Source organism: Oceaniserpentilla sp. 4NH20-0058, assembly GCF_040371755.1.
Classification (GTDB): Bacteria; Pseudomonadota; Gammaproteobacteria; order Pseudomonadales; family Oceanobacteraceae; genus Bermanella.
Genome location: NZ_BAABWE010000004.1, coordinates 215,460 through 232,700, shown reverse-complemented (window position 1 = coordinate 232,700; position 17,241 = coordinate 215,460). Strand labels below are relative to the sequence as shown.

General features: G+C 40.7%; 16 protein-coding genes. 11 read left to right on the top strand and 5 right to left on the bottom strand.

The features are described from left to right. The first annotated feature begins 6 nt into the window (after nucleotides 1–6). The 9 genes from ABWV45_RS07715 (at nucleotide 7) to rsgA (ending at nucleotide 9,308) form a co-directional block, all read left to right on the top strand. On the top strand, nucleotides 7–834 hold the full coding sequence (locus tag ABWV45_RS07715) for a mechanosensitive ion channel domain-containing protein (RefSeq protein ID WP_353350338.1): 828 nt from the start codon (nucleotides 7–9) through the stop codon (nucleotides 832–834). A 58-nt stretch (nucleotides 835–892) separates the two neighbouring features. Further along, nucleotides 893–1,687, top strand: coding sequence for a hypothetical protein (locus tag ABWV45_RS07710; protein WP_353350336.1), 795 nt, complete (start codon nucleotides 893–895; stop codon nucleotides 1,685–1,687). Nucleotides 1,688–1,699: 12 nt separating this feature from the next. Next, nucleotides 1,700–2,059 carry a histidine triad nucleotide-binding protein gene (locus ABWV45_RS07705; protein WP_353350334.1) on the top strand — a complete coding sequence of 120 codons (360 nt, stop codon included), beginning with the start codon at nucleotides 1,700–1,702 and terminating at the stop codon, nucleotides 2,057–2,059. Nucleotides 2,060–2,488: 429 nt separating this feature from the next. Next, nucleotides 2,489–3,211 carry a YebC/PmpR family DNA-binding transcriptional regulator gene (locus ABWV45_RS07700; protein WP_353350332.1) on the top strand — a complete coding sequence of 241 codons (723 nt, stop codon included), beginning with the start codon at nucleotides 2,489–2,491 and terminating at the stop codon, nucleotides 3,209–3,211. A gap of 51 nt (nucleotides 3,212–3,262) precedes the next feature. Then, nucleotides 3,263–3,724: a methyltransferase family protein gene (locus ABWV45_RS07695; RefSeq protein ID WP_353350330.1), complete on the top strand. Its 462-nt coding sequence runs from the start codon at nucleotides 3,263–3,265 to the stop codon at nucleotides 3,722–3,724. A 10-nt stretch (nucleotides 3,725–3,734) separates the two neighbouring features. Further along, nucleotides 3,735–3,983, top strand: coding sequence for a DUF2164 domain-containing protein (locus ABWV45_RS07690; protein ID WP_353350328.1), 249 nt, complete (start codon nucleotides 3,735–3,737; stop codon nucleotides 3,981–3,983). A 177-nt stretch (nucleotides 3,984–4,160) separates the two neighbouring features. Continuing rightward, on the top strand, nucleotides 4,161–6,668 hold the full coding sequence (locus ABWV45_RS07685; protein ID WP_353350326.1) for an EAL domain-containing protein: 2,508 nt from the start codon (nucleotides 4,161–4,163) through the stop codon (nucleotides 6,666–6,668). A 502-nt stretch (nucleotides 6,669–7,170) separates the two neighbouring features. After that, on the top strand, nucleotides 7,171–8,067 hold the full coding sequence (locus ABWV45_RS07680; RefSeq protein ID WP_353350324.1) for a TIGR01777 family oxidoreductase: 897 nt from the start codon (nucleotides 7,171–7,173) through the stop codon (nucleotides 8,065–8,067). 185 nt (nucleotides 8,068–8,252) lie between these two features. Continuing rightward, nucleotides 8,253–9,308, top strand: coding sequence for a ribosome small subunit-dependent GTPase A (gene rsgA / locus ABWV45_RS07675; RefSeq protein ID WP_353350322.1), 1,056 nt, complete (start codon nucleotides 8,253–8,255; stop codon nucleotides 9,306–9,308). Between the two features lie 36 nt (nucleotides 9,309–9,344). Here the strand turns inward: rsgA and ABWV45_RS07670 are convergent, their stop codons facing one another. From ABWV45_RS07670 to ABWV45_RS07655, 4 genes are all read right to left on the bottom strand, one after another. Next, nucleotides 9,345–9,641 carry a GIY-YIG nuclease family protein gene (locus ABWV45_RS07670; RefSeq protein ID WP_353350320.1) on the bottom strand — a complete coding sequence of 99 codons (297 nt, stop codon included), beginning with the start codon at nucleotides 9,639–9,641 and terminating at the stop codon, nucleotides 9,345–9,347. A 316-nt stretch (nucleotides 9,642–9,957) separates the two neighbouring features. Continuing rightward, nucleotides 9,958–10,446, bottom strand: coding sequence for a 3'-5' exonuclease (locus ABWV45_RS07665; RefSeq protein ID WP_353350318.1), 489 nt, complete (start codon nucleotides 10,444–10,446; stop codon nucleotides 9,958–9,960). A gap of 86 nt (nucleotides 10,447–10,532) precedes the next feature. Then, nucleotides 10,533–12,284: a type IV pilus assembly ATPase TfpB gene (gene tfpB, locus ABWV45_RS07660; protein ID WP_353350316.1), complete on the bottom strand. Its 1,752-nt coding sequence runs from the start codon at nucleotides 12,282–12,284 to the stop codon at nucleotides 10,533–10,535. Nucleotides 12,285–12,295: 11 nt separating this feature from the next. Then, nucleotides 12,296–13,681: a CYTH domain-containing protein gene (locus ABWV45_RS07655; protein ID WP_353350314.1), complete on the bottom strand. Its 1,386-nt coding sequence runs from the start codon at nucleotides 13,679–13,681 to the stop codon at nucleotides 12,296–12,298. Between the two features lie 144 nt (nucleotides 13,682–13,825). Between ABWV45_RS07655 and argE the strand changes: the two genes are divergently transcribed. Both argE and argA read left to right on the top strand, forming a co-directional pair. Further along, nucleotides 13,826–14,974, top strand: coding sequence for an acetylornithine deacetylase (gene argE, locus ABWV45_RS07650; protein ID WP_353350312.1), 1,149 nt, complete (start codon nucleotides 13,826–13,828; stop codon nucleotides 14,972–14,974). A gap of 66 nt (nucleotides 14,975–15,040) precedes the next feature. Beyond that, complete coding sequence (gene argA / locus ABWV45_RS07645) at nucleotides 15,041–16,345, top strand: amino-acid N-acetyltransferase (protein ID WP_353350310.1); 1,305 nt, start codon at nucleotides 15,041–15,043, stop codon at nucleotides 16,343–16,345. Nucleotides 16,346–16,390: 45 nt separating this feature from the next. On the opposite strand, the gene ABWV45_RS07640 is transcribed toward argA, so the two are convergent. Further along, a complete protein-coding gene (locus ABWV45_RS07640; RefSeq protein WP_353350308.1) occupies nucleotides 16,391–17,017 on the bottom strand; it encodes an MSMEG_1061 family FMN-dependent PPOX-type flavoprotein in 627 nt (208 codons plus the stop codon). Nucleotides 17,018–17,241 lie beyond the last annotated feature (224 nt).

The following is a 17,241-nucleotide window of genomic DNA, read 5'->3' as shown; positions in this document are numbered from 1 at the left end:
TGCCCCATGGATATCAATATATTTGAGCAGTTTTTCAATTTATTTTCTTATGCAACACTACTATCCATTGCATTAACCATACTAGCCACATGGCTAATGTTATTTGGAATCCGTTGGCTAATTGACTCGTTAGTTAATTACAACCCAAAATATAGAATACAACTGTCACAAACATACCCAGTAATACGAGTAGCTCTTTGGCTAATTTCCATTCTATATATTGTTTTAGGTATTATTCATCCTCCACAGTCCGTAATTTATGCGTCTCTAGGCTCACTAGGTTTGGCATTAGGCTTAGCTTCACAAGATGCCATTCGTAATCTTGTGGCTGGGGTAATGATGGCCATCTCTCCACGTTTCAAAATTGGCGATATGATTCAAGTTGGCGAACACTATGGCGAGGTGATTAGTTTGGACTTAAGTACAACTAAACTTCATACATTTGATGATAATGTTATTACCGTACCTAATGCTGATATTTTAAAAATGCCCATCAGTAACGCGAATAACGGTGAACTTAACGAAATGGTGGCTATTGACTTGCACTTACCAGTAAGTATTCCAGTTTCCCAATTAAAAAGCATAGCGTTGAACGCGGCTAAATGCAGTTACTATGTCTATTTAAAGAAGCCTATTTCTGCTACCGTTTTTCCTGTTTTTGAACGTGACTTTTATTACCACTTAAAAGTAAAAGCCTATGTATTAGATGTGCGTTTAGAAAAAGCCATGGCCACAGACATTGCAGAAAGAATTATTGAAGCCCTTCAAGAAAAACAACTGTTTATTGGCAGTGTATTTACTAACAATGCGCCACCCCTTGAGAATTTAAAATAAAACCTACACATTAAAAGCCAATTAGGCATAATACTAAAAAAATAAAAAGGATCTTATTATGCTAATGGATATACTTGGTATTTTAACTGGCTTTGTAGCTATCATGCTGCTGTTTAGTCTATTGGTTACCGCTTTAGTACAGGGAGCACAGGCCGCATTCGATTTACGCTTTAAAAACTTTAAATCAGTCATCCTTCACTTTCTAGAAAACCTAAACACCATTGAGCATGATGCGGCTAAAAAAATAATGGCGCAAATTGAGAGGCATGCATCATCTGAGCTTCATTCAACCGCCTTACCAATTAATTTTTCTAGTAATAAAATTAAGGTAACCAGCATCAACCAAAAACAATTAATTGATACAATCAATGATACTCCAGAGATGAGTATTGACCAGAAAGAGCAACTAAAACAAAACGTAATTAAACATTTTTCAATTATTGAAGAAGTAATGAGCCAACGCTTTAAACAATGGATGCATCAAATTAGTATCGTTATGGCGTTTGTAATCTGTTTTGTATTTCAACTAAATTGTTTTTCACTACTACAACAATTAAATGAAGATAGCTTATTACGCCACCAAGCAATAAACGCCTCAAAGCAGTTAGAAGATCCCCTTAACATTGAACAAGCTAATTTAGAAAATCTGCAAGATTCCTTGCAAGCGTTAAACTTTAAAATTACACCAAATGAATGGGTAACATATTATCTTTCAATAAGCGTTGCGAGTTTAACAAATTGGTTAGGGATCATCTTTAGCAGCATTTTAATTTCCCTTGGTGCGCCATTTTGGTTTAATCGATTAAAAGATATAGCTAGTTTGCGCGACAAGCTTTCTAAAGCTCAATCATAAATGGAGCCCAATATGCAAAAGCCTGCACCCAGTGATGAAACTATTTTTAGTAAAATCATTAATAAAGAAGTGCCCGCTGATATCGTTTATGAAGACGACTTATGTCTGGCTTTTAAAGATATTATGCCAGCGGCACCTATACATATTCTAATCATTCCTAAAAAACCTATTCCACGACTATGTGACGCAACATCAGAAGATAAAACCCTGCTTGGTCATTTAAATTTAGTGGCTAATCAAGTGGCGGAGGATGCCGGCATCGGCGAAGCCTTTCGCTTAGTAGTGAATAACGGCGCAGATGCTTGCCAGAGTGTGTTTCATTTACATTATCATGTCATTGGCGGCCGTAACCTACAGTGGCCACCGGGCTAAAGTAAATGAACCCTTTTGACCAGTGTCTAATATTTTTAGGACTAATTTTCTCTGAGATAAGCTCACTATTAAAGTTGTAAGCCGTACATGTAACGCTTTAGGTTATTGCAGGTTTTCTGGTTTTTATTGCTATTTATACTCTTTCATCTAACACCAGTTTTATGATTCATGGTATCAGCAACGGCGTATATCGGCCTTAGATACATTAAATAGTAAAAAATACTAGCACCCTGTACTGTTCATTTAACAGTCAGCCCAACAAAGAAACCTGACTTAGACCGGAAAAAGGTTAGAAATTAAGCTTTTCAGCAAACAGTATAAGCCTCATAGCAAAGCTGATTATATTTAAAACAACAATATGACAATGGTTCCATCAGTCGCCCGCAACAGGTAGAATTTACTTCTTTAGAAACAAACTGAGAGCAAACAATGGGTCGCGCCTTTCAAAACCGAAAAGAATCTATGGCCAAAACGGCCGCACAAAAAACCAAGGTTTACAGTAAATATGGCCGTGAAATCTATGTAAGCGCCAAAAAAGGCGGTATCGACCCCGACGGTAACCTTTCTCTACGCAGCTTGATTGATCGAGCTAAAAAAGACCAAGTACCAAGCCATGTAATTGAAAAAGCCATCGACAAGGCCAAAGGCGGCGGCGGTGAAGACTACGATGTCGCACGTTATGAAGGTTTCGGGCCTGGTGGCACCATGGTGATTATAGAATGCCTAACCGATAACCCAAATCGCACGTTTGGTGATGTACGCACTTGCTTCAATAAAGCAAAATGCAAAATTGGTGCACAGGGTTCCGCATCTCATATGTTTGATCACAGTGCTATTTTCGTATTTAAAGGTGAAGACGAAGAGGCTGTATTAGAAGCATTAATGATGGACGATGTAGACGTAACCGACATTGAATTAGACAACGGTATGGTAACTGTATTTGCTCCACAAACTGAGTTCTTCAAAACAAAAACGGCTCTACAAAACGCCTTTGAAGGCTTAGAATTTGAAGTGGAAGAAATCCAATTTGTACCACACCAGACAGCTCCCCTTCCAGAAGCGGACTTGCCTATTTTTGAGAAATTCTTAGAAATGCTCGATGACGTGGATGACGTTCAAAACGTTTACCACAATGGCGAACTACCAAACTAGTCTCTTCATAGGCTTACTGGCTCCAGTAAGCCTTACATTAAGGGGTATCACATGTTAAACAAGCTAGAATTGCTCTTGCCCCCGTTACCCCTAACGTTTTTCATTGCTGCTCTAATGTGGCTTATTGATCAATCTTTAGCGGTTCACATTCAATTCTCTGGGCAAGCCCTGTTCGCTACATTTTTATTAATACTTGGTATTCTCTTTATTTTTCCTGCTGCCGTCAGTTTTATTCGAGCCAAGACCACTGTAGACCCAAGAACCCCGAATAAAAGTAATTCATTAGTCATTACCGGGCTCTATCGTATTAGTAGGAACCCTATGTATGTAGGTATGGTTTTATGTTTGCTAGCCTTGAGTTTATCCCAAGGAAATATCATCAATCTCATGTTAAGTTTTGCTTTCGTTGGGTATCTTAACCGCTTCCAAATTCAACCTGAAGAGCATTTTTTAAAAGAGAAATTTGGCGAGCAATATGTACAGTACTGCACACACGTTAGACGCTGGATATAACAGGAAATAAATGAGCGAATTAAAATTAGACTCCCAACAAAAAAAAGATGCCATAGAAAAAATAAAACGTTACTTTTTGCACAACCTTGACCAAGATATTGGTCAATTTGATGCCGAATTTTTACTTGATTTTTTCTCCAGCGAAATTGGCAGCTTTTTTTATAATAAAGGCCTGCAAGATGCCGGCGTTTTAGTGAGTGAGAAACTAGAAGATCTTCAACACGCACTCTATGAGGTAGAAAAACCGGTGTCATTCTAAATTTGTTAGCCTGCATCTCCACAATCTCATAGCTGGCGCCCCCAAACAATGAGTTCAGGTTCACATGCAACAACAGAGAAGAAATGCGAGACGGCATCAGCCATTCCTTAGAATAAAAACAATAAAAAATCAGCTAGGCTTATAAGAAGCTAAGGGCAAAGTTAGGCGGAGAGTTTTGTGCTATTGGTACGTTTAATATTCATTTTAGTTATAAGCATGAGCCATGTGTTTGCCTCAGAAATCGTTATAGACGATTCACCTGTGATGACTCTTAATGGCCCTTTATCAACCGTAATCAACCAAGATCATGTGAAAGAACCTGCCGAGTACTGGTTTTCTCAGTCGTTTTCCAATCAGGCCTATGAAACATCACTCCAGCAAGGGCCGCATACAAGCTGGTATAAAATCAAATTACTTGGACACTTCGCCGACGAGCATTCGCACAAACGTATTATTAATATTCAAACACATGTATTAACCCATCTGCATTTCTATCTTTATGAAAATGGTAAATTAATAAAACACAAAAACTTAGGTCTTGCCCATAGAGAACCAAATAACGATGAATCATACAAAGGAGTCAACTTTGAATTTACTATTAAAAATAAGCAAGCATTCACACTGCTAATTGAAAAACAAAGTAATGGCCCTTCGGTGCTGCCTATGACGATTTATAACGAAAGCAGCCACAGTGAATTTGTGCGATTTCAAGACTCTTTTTGGGCCAGTGTTATCTCTGTTCTATTGGCTATGGCCTTCTTTAATGTCCTTATTTACGCCATGCACCCCAGCAAGACCTATATATGGTATTTAGTGTTTCACCTAACGGGGTTCTTATATTTTTCAGGGGCAAACGGTTTCGGATTCAAAATTTGGCCCGAATCAATTCAAATTTTGTTATCTCAAAATGCCATGTTTTTGGGAACCATGATGATTTATTTTGGTTTGCACTTTTTTTATTCCTTTTTAGATTGTGAAAAAAATGCGCCTAAGTATGTCAAATTCTTTCTCCCCCTAAGAGTTATAACTCTTATTTTTGCAGCTACCAATTTGATATTTTATGAATATCAAACCATGCCCTATTTTGGTCCCTTCCAGTTTTTAATCAGTATTTTTGCTGTTTATGTTGGTTTTATTGCATTCAATCAGGGATACAAGCCGGCCAAGTATTATTTGATTTCATGGGTATTCCCATTAACAGGAGCGTTAATTGATATAGGTTATTCCACTAATTTATTGCCAGCCAATTTTTTAACTATTCATGGCTTCCTATTTGGTACTTTAATAGAGTTATTCTTATTATCTATTGCACTAGCAAGCCGGATTAAACACGCAGAAAATACTCTACTCAATCAACTTTATATTTATCCTGATACTCAAGTGGCCAATTTTAGTTATCTCAAAACTGAATTACCAAAATTGTATCCAGAGATCGGAAGTCGTCTTGAACACCCTTTTGTTATCATTGCTGATTTGGCTGGGTTTAAAGAAGTTGCCAGTTTATACGGCCCCAATGCGTTAACAAAACTATATAATTCTCACACACTCAATATTTCTAATTTTTTAAAAAACAAAACTTGGTCAGTCCCCTTTCCTATGCCAAATGGAGAGGATACCTACCTCATCTCTTTGCCATCAGAACAAGTTATGTGCCTGATTAATTTACCTAAAGACGGTATTGATATCACCTTGTCAGAAGTTATGAGTCAAATGATGGAAGAATCTGATGGTCTGCTAACAAGTAAGGAATTTAATAGTCAAATCCGTATCACACTGGGCTGCGCTGAGGTAACAGAGGATATCGAATCTGCCTATCGACAAGCCCAAGTTGCTTTACTCATCAGCTTACGCCAAAAAAATAAATGGGCTCTTTATTCTCATGATCATGAAAAATCAATAAGCGAGCGCACACTAATTGTTCATGAGCTCCAAGAAGCATTAGAGGAACAACACTTAAAAGTATTTATTCAACCGAAATTTAATTTATCCGATGAATCGTTAATTGGTGGTGAAGCACTTATTCGTTGGCCTCATCGTAATTTTGGAGAATTCTCTCCTGGTCTATTTATTCCATTAGCCGAACAAAGCGGTATGGTTTTTCAAATTACACAATATGTAATAACCAGTGTATTCAAGTGGATAGGAGATTTAAATAAACAAAATATGCTTGAAATGCCCTTCAATATTTCAATCAATTTATCTGCCTTAGATTTGTCAGAACAAAGACTCACGCCTTTTATTGCATCTCGATTAGAGTTTTATAATATTGAATCAAAATGGATTACATTTGAAATCACCGAATCGGCGGCTCAAGACAACCCAGCGCAAATAATTCAAACCGTTAAAGTGCTTAAACTTCTAGGTTTTACAGTTTCAATTGATGACTTTGGTACTGGTTTTAGCTCTATGGTCTACTTACAAAATATTGAACCTGATGAAATCAAAATCGATATCGCGTTTACGCGAAATATTCATATTGATAAGCAAAAACAGCATATTGTCAAAGCTATCGTGGAGCTAGCTCGCTCCAGTAATTCTAAAACCATCGCAGAAGGCATTGAAACAAGGGCTGAGCTTGAGCACATCAAAGGTATCGATTGTGATGGAGCTCAGGGGCACTTTTGGTGTCCAGCCATATCTTTCGAGGAGTTTGAAGAGAAGTACCTACAAAACAAAAAAATCTAACAATTGTATTGTTTCACCCCCTTTCAGGAAACGCATCATGGAGCCAAGAGTAAAGGACTATTACAGAGATGACTTACAGCAGTTAAGTACTCCTCTATTTACTGCTTTTGTTTTAACTACAAGCCTTTGACAGGTCCTTTGGTTATTAGTAAAAACTATCATACAAAGAGTAATAATTAATTATCATAATACACTAACAGCCTTTATCTTTAATGCATGCCTTAGGGCAACCACCAATAAAAGGATAAACATATGAACTTAGTTAAGCGTATTATTAAAAAGCATACTCAAAACCAACCACTAAAGTGCAATTACACTGACAATTATTATGGCGATCAGGTGTGTATCACACCACGCCCAGTAAAGTCTTAGTGGAGCACGGAAAATGAGTCTTCAGGGTATCTATAAATTGAATAACCCAACGTATTCTGAAGACTCATAGTGTCATCCAATTCCAGTACTGACACGTACAAGATAGTGTCTATATTATTAAGTGCGTACTATGAATATTCTCATTAGTGGTGCAAGCGGCTTCATTGGAAGTGCTTTAAAACCATACCTCGAAAGCAAAGGCCATCAAGTGTATTTACTGCACCGTGGCAAATCTTCTGGCAGTTTTTATTGGCTACATGAACAAGACATTATTCACCTTGATGAATCTATTACTATCGATGCAGTCATCAATTTAAATGGCGTGAATATTGGTGAGAAATCATGGAACAAGAAAAGAAAACAAGCACTAATTGATAGTCGGGTGAAAAGCACCCAATTATTATCACAAGCCCTTGTAAAACGCTTTGAGCCTCCTAAGGTCCTTATAAATGCCAGTGCCATTGGCTATTACGGCGATACCCGTCACACAGAAACAGACGAGTCCAGTAAAGCTGGCAATAACTTCTTAACTGACATCGTTAAACAATGGGAAGCGGCCGCTTTGCCTGCTGTAAACGCCAATATTCGCACTGTTTTTATACGCTCAGGTATCGTTCTAGCAAACCATGGCGGAGCACTTCAAAAAATGCTTCCTGCATTTAAATTTGGTCTCGGTGGCAAAATCGGTAACGGCCAGCAATACATGAGCTGGATCAGCCTCACAGATGAGCTTCGAGCCATTGCCTTTTTATTAGATGAGCCTAGCATCCAAGGGCCCGTCAATTTAACCGCCCCACATCCAGTCACCAATCGTATATTCAGTCAAACATTAGCGGCCGAGCTCAGACGCCCTTGTCTTCTGCCATTGCCGTCCACCATGATAAAACTGTTATTTGGAGAAATGGGGGAGTTATTACTCTTAGGCAGTAACCGTGTCTTGCCCAGCATTCTGACCCGCCACGGATTCCAGTTCCAACATAAAACGTTAGCAGAAGCCCTTAATTTTGAACTAAAAGCCTCAGGGTAATCCTAATAAATTGCTAGACCAAATGTAAAAAAAGACTACTATACAGGTCACACATCAAACTATGAGGAAATATGGATGATTGTATATAAAACCCTTACGGAAACAGCCTGCCGATAATTCAGGTTGAACTTGGGGCAACCCATTTAACTTCTTTTTAAGTAACGAGTGTTACTTAGGGTTCGTACATGAATACATATTTAACGCTGCCAGCACTTGGCTGGCGTAACTTTTTTCAAACTCAATTAAGTCTTGAAGAGTTAGAATCTTGCCATGCTGTGCGCATTATTGAGCAACATAAAAACCAGTATCGATATCTATCTACAGAAGGGGAAGGGACTTTACCCATAACCCAAAATGTCTCCAGCCTCACCGTTGGCGATTGGGTCCTGATGAGCAAAGAAGGACGCTTTGAACGTTTACTGGATAGGCAAAGTTACTTTTTCAGAAAAGCCAGTGGCACAAAAGTACAAAAGCAGAGCATTGCCAGTAATGTGGATACGGTTTTTATAGTGGCATCATTAAACGATGATTTTAATTTAAACCGGATTGAGCGTTACCTCGCCATTACCCATGAAGCGCAATGTGAGCCTGTGGTCGTGCTAACCAAAGCAGACTTGTGTGAAAACATTGACGACTATCTAAAGCCTCTGCGCGCATTAGATCATCACCTAATGATTGAAACCGTTAACGGGCTCGATGAAACCAGCCTCAAAGGACTATACGAGTTTTGCAAAAGCGGTCAAACCATTGCACTGCTTGGTTCGTCCGGGGTAGGTAAGTCCACCTTGGTTAACACCTTAAAAGGTTTAACCAACGAGGACTCATCCGCCAGCGCCACTCAGGGCATTCGTGAAGATGACAGCAAAGGTCGTCACACCACTACCTCAAGGCAACTGCACTTCTTACCACAAGGGGGCCTGTTACTGGACACACCCGGAATGCGAGAGCTGCAACTGGCACAATGTGAAGAAGGTATTCAGCAAACTTTCTCTGATATTACTGAGTTAGCAAAAGCCTGTCGATTTAATGACTGTCAGCATCAGAACGAACCAAACTGTGCTGTCAACCAAGCCATTGCTAATGGTGAGCTTGAACTTAGACGACTCCAAAGCTATCACAAACTCATGCGGGAGCAGGCACTCAACGTCGCCACCCTTGCGGAAAAACGCGCAAAGGATCGAGATCTTGGGAAAATGTACCGTACAATAATCAATGAAAAGCGAGCGAAAAAAAATCAGTAGAAACACGATTGCCGTTTAGATTATAAACGGCAATCTTTAGGTATGCGCAATAAACTGTGGCTTTGGCACATCTGAAACCAATTGTTCGCCTTGCGCCAAAAAAGCTTCTAGCTTAGCTTGGCTCCAGCTGGATATTTGTTGCTGGTTAGCAATAGCACCTTGCTGAGTTGCAAATGGTTGTTGAAAAACCAGTTCCACCGGTAATCGAGTAGCGGTATAGCAATCTGAAAACACTTGATTGTGATGCTCTGCAAGGCGCTTACCAAGTTGATCACTATGGCCTGTGTAATAAGTACCGTCACTGCACTTAAGAATATAGACGTGATATACCATGTATTCTTCCTTGAATGTCATTGGCTTAATAATAAATCAGTATCAAACAAAACCAAGACTACGACAACCTAATGAGATGTCAGACTCATATCGGCTGGTTAATTAAACAAGGCTAATACTATATGCTGATTTCAGTTAAAATCAAAAAGAGATTTGTTGTGTTTTGTAACAGGCTTAAGTGATTAAGCTAAAACCACATGGCTGGCAGCACCATCTAATTCTTATGATCACTTAATATGCACACCCATTAAAAATGAACGGGAAATTGCTGTCTAGAGCATTTATGAATATTTATTCATAGAATGATAAAAAACCACTATAAAGTGGCTTTTATTCTTTTGAAGGTCTCTCGAAGTAACGTTACATCGTTTGCAGCACGATGTATTTCTAATTGAAGCTCTTTTACCATGGCATCTTTGGTGTCGCTCCAGTGACTCATTTCATCTTCTGTTAGAAGGCGAGTAATGGTATCTAAGCGAAAACGCTGGATGATTTCTGCCTCATCAAACAAACGCCCTAACCAAGAACTATCAAAGCTCCAAGCATCACTGTAAAGCGTGGTGCCAGAGCACATATCATTCAGATATAAAGCAACTTCACGAGGGGTTTTCCCATGCGCCATCAGATACTCACGACTGATGCCATGTATAGCCTCAGCGCTTTCATCCCAATGGGTCCAGCTTTCAGCTGGTTGTATTAATAAGGCATGGACTGAGCCATCCTGTAATGCAATCCCCACTTCAATGGGGTAGCTGCCACGTCCAAAACCAGACGCTTCTAAATCGATAATGGCCGGCACTTCCATTATTGTTTACCTTTTATTATGGCACTGGGTGTATCACCAATGCGGAATCCGGACGTTGAACGGTTGGTGTTGCTCATTCCTTAAGGTTAGCCCATTTCTGCTGGGGTCACTCGCAATACTTCTTCTATAGTGGTCAATCCTGCGGCCACTTTTTGCGCCCCACTTAATCTGAGGTTGCGCATACCGTCTTTCATGGCTTGGCGCCTTAATTGCGCCATATCTGTTTCTACTTGGATAAGTTCTGCCAATGTATCATTCATGGGCATAACTTCATAGAGCCCAGCACGACCCTTATACCCAGTGTTGCGACACTCTAGACACCCTATTGGTTCGTAAACGAAGTCGGGGGCTTTTGCGCTCCAAGGTTTCACTAGGTCATCCCACATTTTACCATCAACCGCTTGCTTCTGCTTGCAATGAGGACAAAGAGTTCGTATCAACCGTTGTGCCATCACACCGGTTACGGCGCTTTTAATCAAATAATGGGGCACCCCAATATGTTGTAATCTGGCAATAGCACTAGGGGCATCGTTTGTGTGTAACGTGGACAATACTAGGTGGCCGGTGAGTGCGGCCTGAATCGCCATCTCCGCGGTTTCACTGTCACGAATCTCACCAACCATGACTATATCTGGGTCTTGACGCATTAAGGTACGGATACCGGACGCAAAGTTTAAGCCTATGGAAGAATTCACCTGCATCTGATTAAACGTAGGCTCTACCATCTCAATAGGGTCTTCCACCGTACAAACATTGACTTCTTCTGTGGCCAATTGTTTTAAGGTGCTATACAGGGTGGTCGTTTTACCGGAACCTGTTGGGCCGGTTACTAAAACAATACCTGAGGTTTGATGCACCATGTTGTCCCAGTGTTGATTGTCTTCTTTGCTAAAGCCTAATTCACTAAAGTTGCGCAGTAATACATCTGGGTCAAATATGCGCATAACCAACTTTTCCCCAAAGGCCGTTGGCATGGTGCTTAAGCGTAACTCGACTTCATAACCATTGGGTGTACGTGTTTTGATGCGGCTGTCTTGAGGTTTACGTTTTTCTGCAATGTTCATGCGTCCCAAGCTTTTTATGCGACTAGTAACAGCATTGGATACTGTTGCAGGGAACTCATATACAGGATGTAGAACGCCATCTATGCGAAACCGTACTCGAGAAATTTCTCGGCGCGGCTCCACATGTATGTCGCTGGCTCGCTGCTCAAACGCGTATTGGAACAGCCAATCCACAATATTAATGATGTGCTCGTCATTCGCATCACTACTGGTTTTAGTCCCCAGCTCCACTAATGACTCTAAGTTACTGCCTTGTTTTTGATGCAATGCACTAGCACCACTAACCGAAGCTGCAAGACTAAAGAACTCCACTTGATAACGCTGAATGTCTGTAGGCTTTGCCAGAACCAATCCCACTTGTCGTCGATTAATGTGCTCGATGTCTTCAATCCAACGATGATCATACGGCTCTGCCGTAGCAACAGTCACCTGATCGCGACTTATGGCAACGGGCAATAAACCATGACGCTTCGCAAACGCAAACGACATGGTAGGGGTGACTTCACTGGCTTTTACTTTTAATGGGTCGATGGTGAAATACTCAAGTTTTGATTCTTGAGCAAGCAGCCCCATGATGAATTCTTCATCAAGCTTTAGTTCAGGTTTAATGGCACTGGTAAATTGATAGCTTTCAATGGCACTAACAGGATGTGATTTTCCATTCATGCCTTTTTGTTTGATTTCAGCTAGGTGTTCTGCAGATAAATGCCCAGCATTTTGAAGTAACTGAGTAACTGCTGTAATCGAAAGTTTTAAGTCTTGTGCCTGATTCATAGAGTATCCAATTACACCCAGCCCTGTTCGGTGAGAGCTTGTTTCGCATCGAGTAAATTACGATTTTCAACGGTTAAACGTCGTTGCCAACTGGCCAGTTTGGCACGGCTTATATCATCTGTCATAACATTTAACATGTCTTTTGCGCTAATCATGCCATTTACAACGGTTTGACAACGAATGACATCATTCACAAAACTGTATCGCGAATCACCACAACGCAAACATATATAGGCTAAAGTATGTAACGAAGTTTCACAGACGTATTGCTCTTGTGTCGCCTGATGCATCAATTTTTTTACGCTATCAAAAACATTTGGCTGGGCCTGATCATTTTGATCTTGTTGAAACAAGTAATGACCTAGATCTAACATGGCCAACCCTAGACCATTGTTCTTCATACAAGTGGCAAGCCCTTTGCTCAATTGTGGCGCATTTAGGTTTAACAATCGCTGACTTAAGCCACGGCTATTGCTGTTAATATCTACATACAAACCCGAGACAACCACGGCCGGCTGCAATAATTTTAATAAATCCTGCTGTAACACTAACCAACGACCACGCAGGCTATCTGGGCAATTTGGAATTTCACTAAGTAGCCAGCATATAGTATGAACTTGTCGAGTAACTGCCTGCAACGACCACCAGTTTTCTTGCTGTGAAAAGCGATCCCAATGGCGACTCATACGAGTTAACACTTCTTGTAAGAACTGAAAAACGGGTAATTGTTTTTGCTGCCAAGTTTTAGCAAAGTCTTGTGGTGTAAAAAAGTTAATCTCGGGAGATAATAAACCATAGCCCCGCTCTGCTTTATTGATGTCACAGGGAACCAAAGGATGGCGACTAGCAAGTTCAAGCGCACAGCAAAATAAATCTTCGATGTTTCCAGATTTAAGTTCCAATTCAATTTCACACAAATTAATGCTTTGACTATTATTCGCTTGTTGCTCTGGGGTTGGGTTGTTGCTTTGAATCGACCCCTCATCTAATACCAGTTCAATTTCACTTTCACCGTAGGTTTTAAGCCAAACATGGCGAGTGAAATCGGTTTTAAAAATTGGGCGAATATTTTGTTTTAGCTTGTCTTGAAGTTGAATGTCGTTTTCAAATAATAACCAGTCTATTTGATCACTTGGAATGTCGTACTCCCATTCACCACGTTGATGCAAACCCGCAATTGTATGCCCTTTGTTTTTCAGGGTCTGCTTATAGCCATGCTGGGATTTACGCACGCGCAAAGCCGCGTGGGACTTATTTAAGTCTAATGATGGGGTATCGAAATACTGATTATCAAGCAGTAATGGGGCTCCTTGAGCGCTGCCAAGATCAGCATCGAGCTTAAATGACGCGACCGCCTGACTCGGCAAGGTGAGTTTCAGTTCAACTTCGTTGGCCATAGCCTTCCACTTATTGTTTTTTTCTAAAGGGAGCTTAGCAGAAACCGAATCAAGACTCAGCAGTAAAGCACACAACACGAGACATTTATATTGGCTTTGATACACTCAAGCTACATACAATAATTTGGTTACGCTATATACACCATGAAACCATTACCAGACATTAAACAAAAAATGTCCACCCTACTGTCATTGCCCAGTATCTCTAGCACATTAGCAGAATACGACATGAGCAATAAATCCGTTATAGACCAGTTAGCCAGTTGGTGTGAAAGCTTGGGGTTTAGCGTTGAAATACAATGTGTTGATGAGGCACATAAAAAATACAATATGCTGGCTACATTAGGCAAAGGTCCTGGGGGATTAATATTATCGGGGCATACCGATACAGTGCCATGCAATATCGAAAAATGGCAAAGTGACCCTTTTACCCTGACAGATAAAGACAATCGCTTTTATGGGCTCGGCTCATGCGATATGAAAGGCTTTTTTGCACTGGCTTTGGCTGCCGTGGAAAAGGTCGATCCAGCCAAACTGAAATCCCCAATCTTCATATTGGCCACCGCTGATGAAGAAACCAGCATGACGGGAGCCAGAGCCTTGGCTAGTCTTGGCCTACCAAAAGCCCGCGCCGCTATCATTGGTGAGCCCACCAGCTTAAAACCCATTAATATGCACAAAGGTATTTTAATGGAAGGCATTAAAATCACAGGACAAGCGGGTCACAGTTCAGACCCAAGCCTTGGCAAAAATGCCATGGACGTCATGCATTCCGTCATTGGTGACCTAATGAGCTTTCGAGCTGAGCTCAAACAGCAATATCACCACACAGGCTTTAGTATGCCTAACCCCACACTCAATTTAGGCTGCATTCACGGCGGCGATAACCCAAATCGTATTTGTGGCCAATGTGAATTACACTTTGATTTACGCACCATTCCAGGCATGAGCAGCCAACAACTACGTGTCCAAATTAAAGATCGATTAGATAGGATTGCCGAGCAGACTCAAACTCAAATTGAATTTTACCGATTATTTGATGGGGTTGAGGCCTTTGCCAGTGGCGAGCACAGTGAACTGGTGAATTTAGCAGAAAAACTCACAGGCCATGGCGCACAAGCCGTTGCTTTTGCCACCGAAGCGCCATTTTTAGCCGCTGCGAATATCGATACGGTTGTAATGGGTGCAGGTAGTATCGACCAAGCTCATCAGCCAGATGAATTTATGGCTCACGACCAAATTGAGCCAATGGTAAATTACATAGAACAATTCATTAAACATTATTGTTTATAAATTGGATTTGGGGCTTTGCTAAAAAAGCCGTAAACTGTTTTAAAACGCACACAAGTAGACAGCAAATTGAGCAATACACACAAGCAATACGTCAACTGGTTTAGACAAAGCTCCCCGTACATCAATGCTCACAGGGGGAAAACCTTTGTCATCATGTTAGGAGGGGAAACCCTTGCCCATGACCAGTTCCAAGATATCATTCACGACATCGCCCTGCTCAACAGTTTAGGAGTGCGATTGGTGCTGGTGCATGGTGCTCGCCCACAAATTGATGAGCTATGTGCACTTAAAAAACAAACAGGCACTTTTTACGATAATAAACGTATCACAGATAAAGACACCCTCGTTACAGTGCAACAAGCTGTTGGCCATTTGCGTTCACAAATTGAAGCTATGCTCAGCACGGGCATGAGTAACAGCCCAATGCACGGAGCAGATATTCGAGTAGTGGGGGGGAATTTCGTTATAGCCAAACCCATGGGCGTAATTGACGGCATAGATTTCGCTCATACCGGTGAAGTACGTAAAATTGATGCAAAAGCCATTACTAAGGTGTTAGAGAACAACGCGATTGTTCTATTAAACTGCCTTGGCTATAGCCGCACAGGTGAAACCTTTAATTTATCTGTCGAAGAGGTTGCAACTGAAACTGCCATCGCCTTGCAAGCTGATAAATTAATTTTATTTGGCGAGAACAACTGCATTTATAAAAACGGTGGTTTAATCAAAGAAGTCATCACTAGCGCCATCGGTGAATTATATGACTTAGGCTTGAACCAAGAGCAACAAGTACAGCTACTAGCCGCCACACATGCGGTACATGGTGGTGTTAAGCGCTGCCAATTAATTTCTCATTCTGAAGATGGTGCGTTACTCACTGAATTATTTACCCTTGAAGGCAATGGCACATTAGTCAGCCAGCATCATCAAGAGCAACTACGTGGCGCTCGTATGGAAGATGTCATGGGTATCTTAGAGTTACTAAGCCCATTGGAAGAAAAAGGCGTACTAGTAAGGCGTTCACGTAAAGTTTTAGAAACCGAAATAGATCGCTTTCGCGTCTTGGTGAAAGATGGCATGGTGCTAGGCTGCGCTGCATTATATTCCTATGATAACAACACCGCCGAACTTGCCTGTGTTGCCGTGCACCAAGAATATCGTAATGGAAAACGTGGTGACCGCTTGTTAAATACATTAATCAGTGAAGCAAAAAACCAAGGCATCAAGCAACTATTTGTACTAACTACTCGTACTGCACAATGGTTTGAAGAGCGTGGGTTTAAAGCCGCAAATACTGACGATTTACCCCAGCAGAAAAAAGAGCTTTATAACTACCAGCGTAATAGTAAGGTTTTTATAAAAACCCTATAAGTGACTAAAGTTTGAAGCTTATCTTCTCACTGTTATACACGCTGTTTAATATAACTTGTTTTCCACATCGTAATGGACACCCTTTTCTAAATCATCCAATGATATAGACTTAGGGGCCTTTTTTATCATTGTTTCAGCTAGGGTCGGTAATCCAGCTAAATTCGGCCAATGCTCTGGCTGCCAAAGTTTGGAACGTACCGTACTTTTTGCACAATGAAAGAAGGCCTCTTCCACATGGATGGCTAATCCCAATAAAGGCGATTTACCATTTACTTGCATATCGTCAAGAATATTGGCGTCTCTAATGATGCGCGCTGAACCTGATACCCTAAAGGTTTCTTTTTTTCCTGGAATAAAAAAGATAAGAGCCGCTTTTGGGTTACGTAAAATGTTATTATACGAATCTGCGCGTTTATTCCCCGGTCGCTCAGGCATTACAATTGTATGATCATCCAAAATCTTAACAAATCCAGCTGGATCTCCCTTAGGGGATGTATCTAAATTGCCAAGTTCATCACAGGTGGCCACCACCACAAATGGGCTACGACTTATAAAGGTTTTACAAAAATCATCTAGACAATCAATGGCTTTATCACGGGCAACAGGGTGAGGTTCACCTAAAAGGTTTGTTAATTCTTGCTGGTTTTGAAGAACCTGTTTGAATGGATACATATACTCCCCCAATTCTGATTTAAGAGGAGTATATGGTTGATTTAGCAGCGAGTACAATTGTTTTGGACGGTGTATTTAACCATTTGATGTTTTAAAAAAACCTAATATTTATTGCATTTTTTTCGCTTGCTCAGCCATAGCTGTGCTCAAGTTGACACTGTATGAATATCGGTAATTATTCTCTAGAAGCTACAGCTTAGCTTCCACATACTTATGTTCAGCAT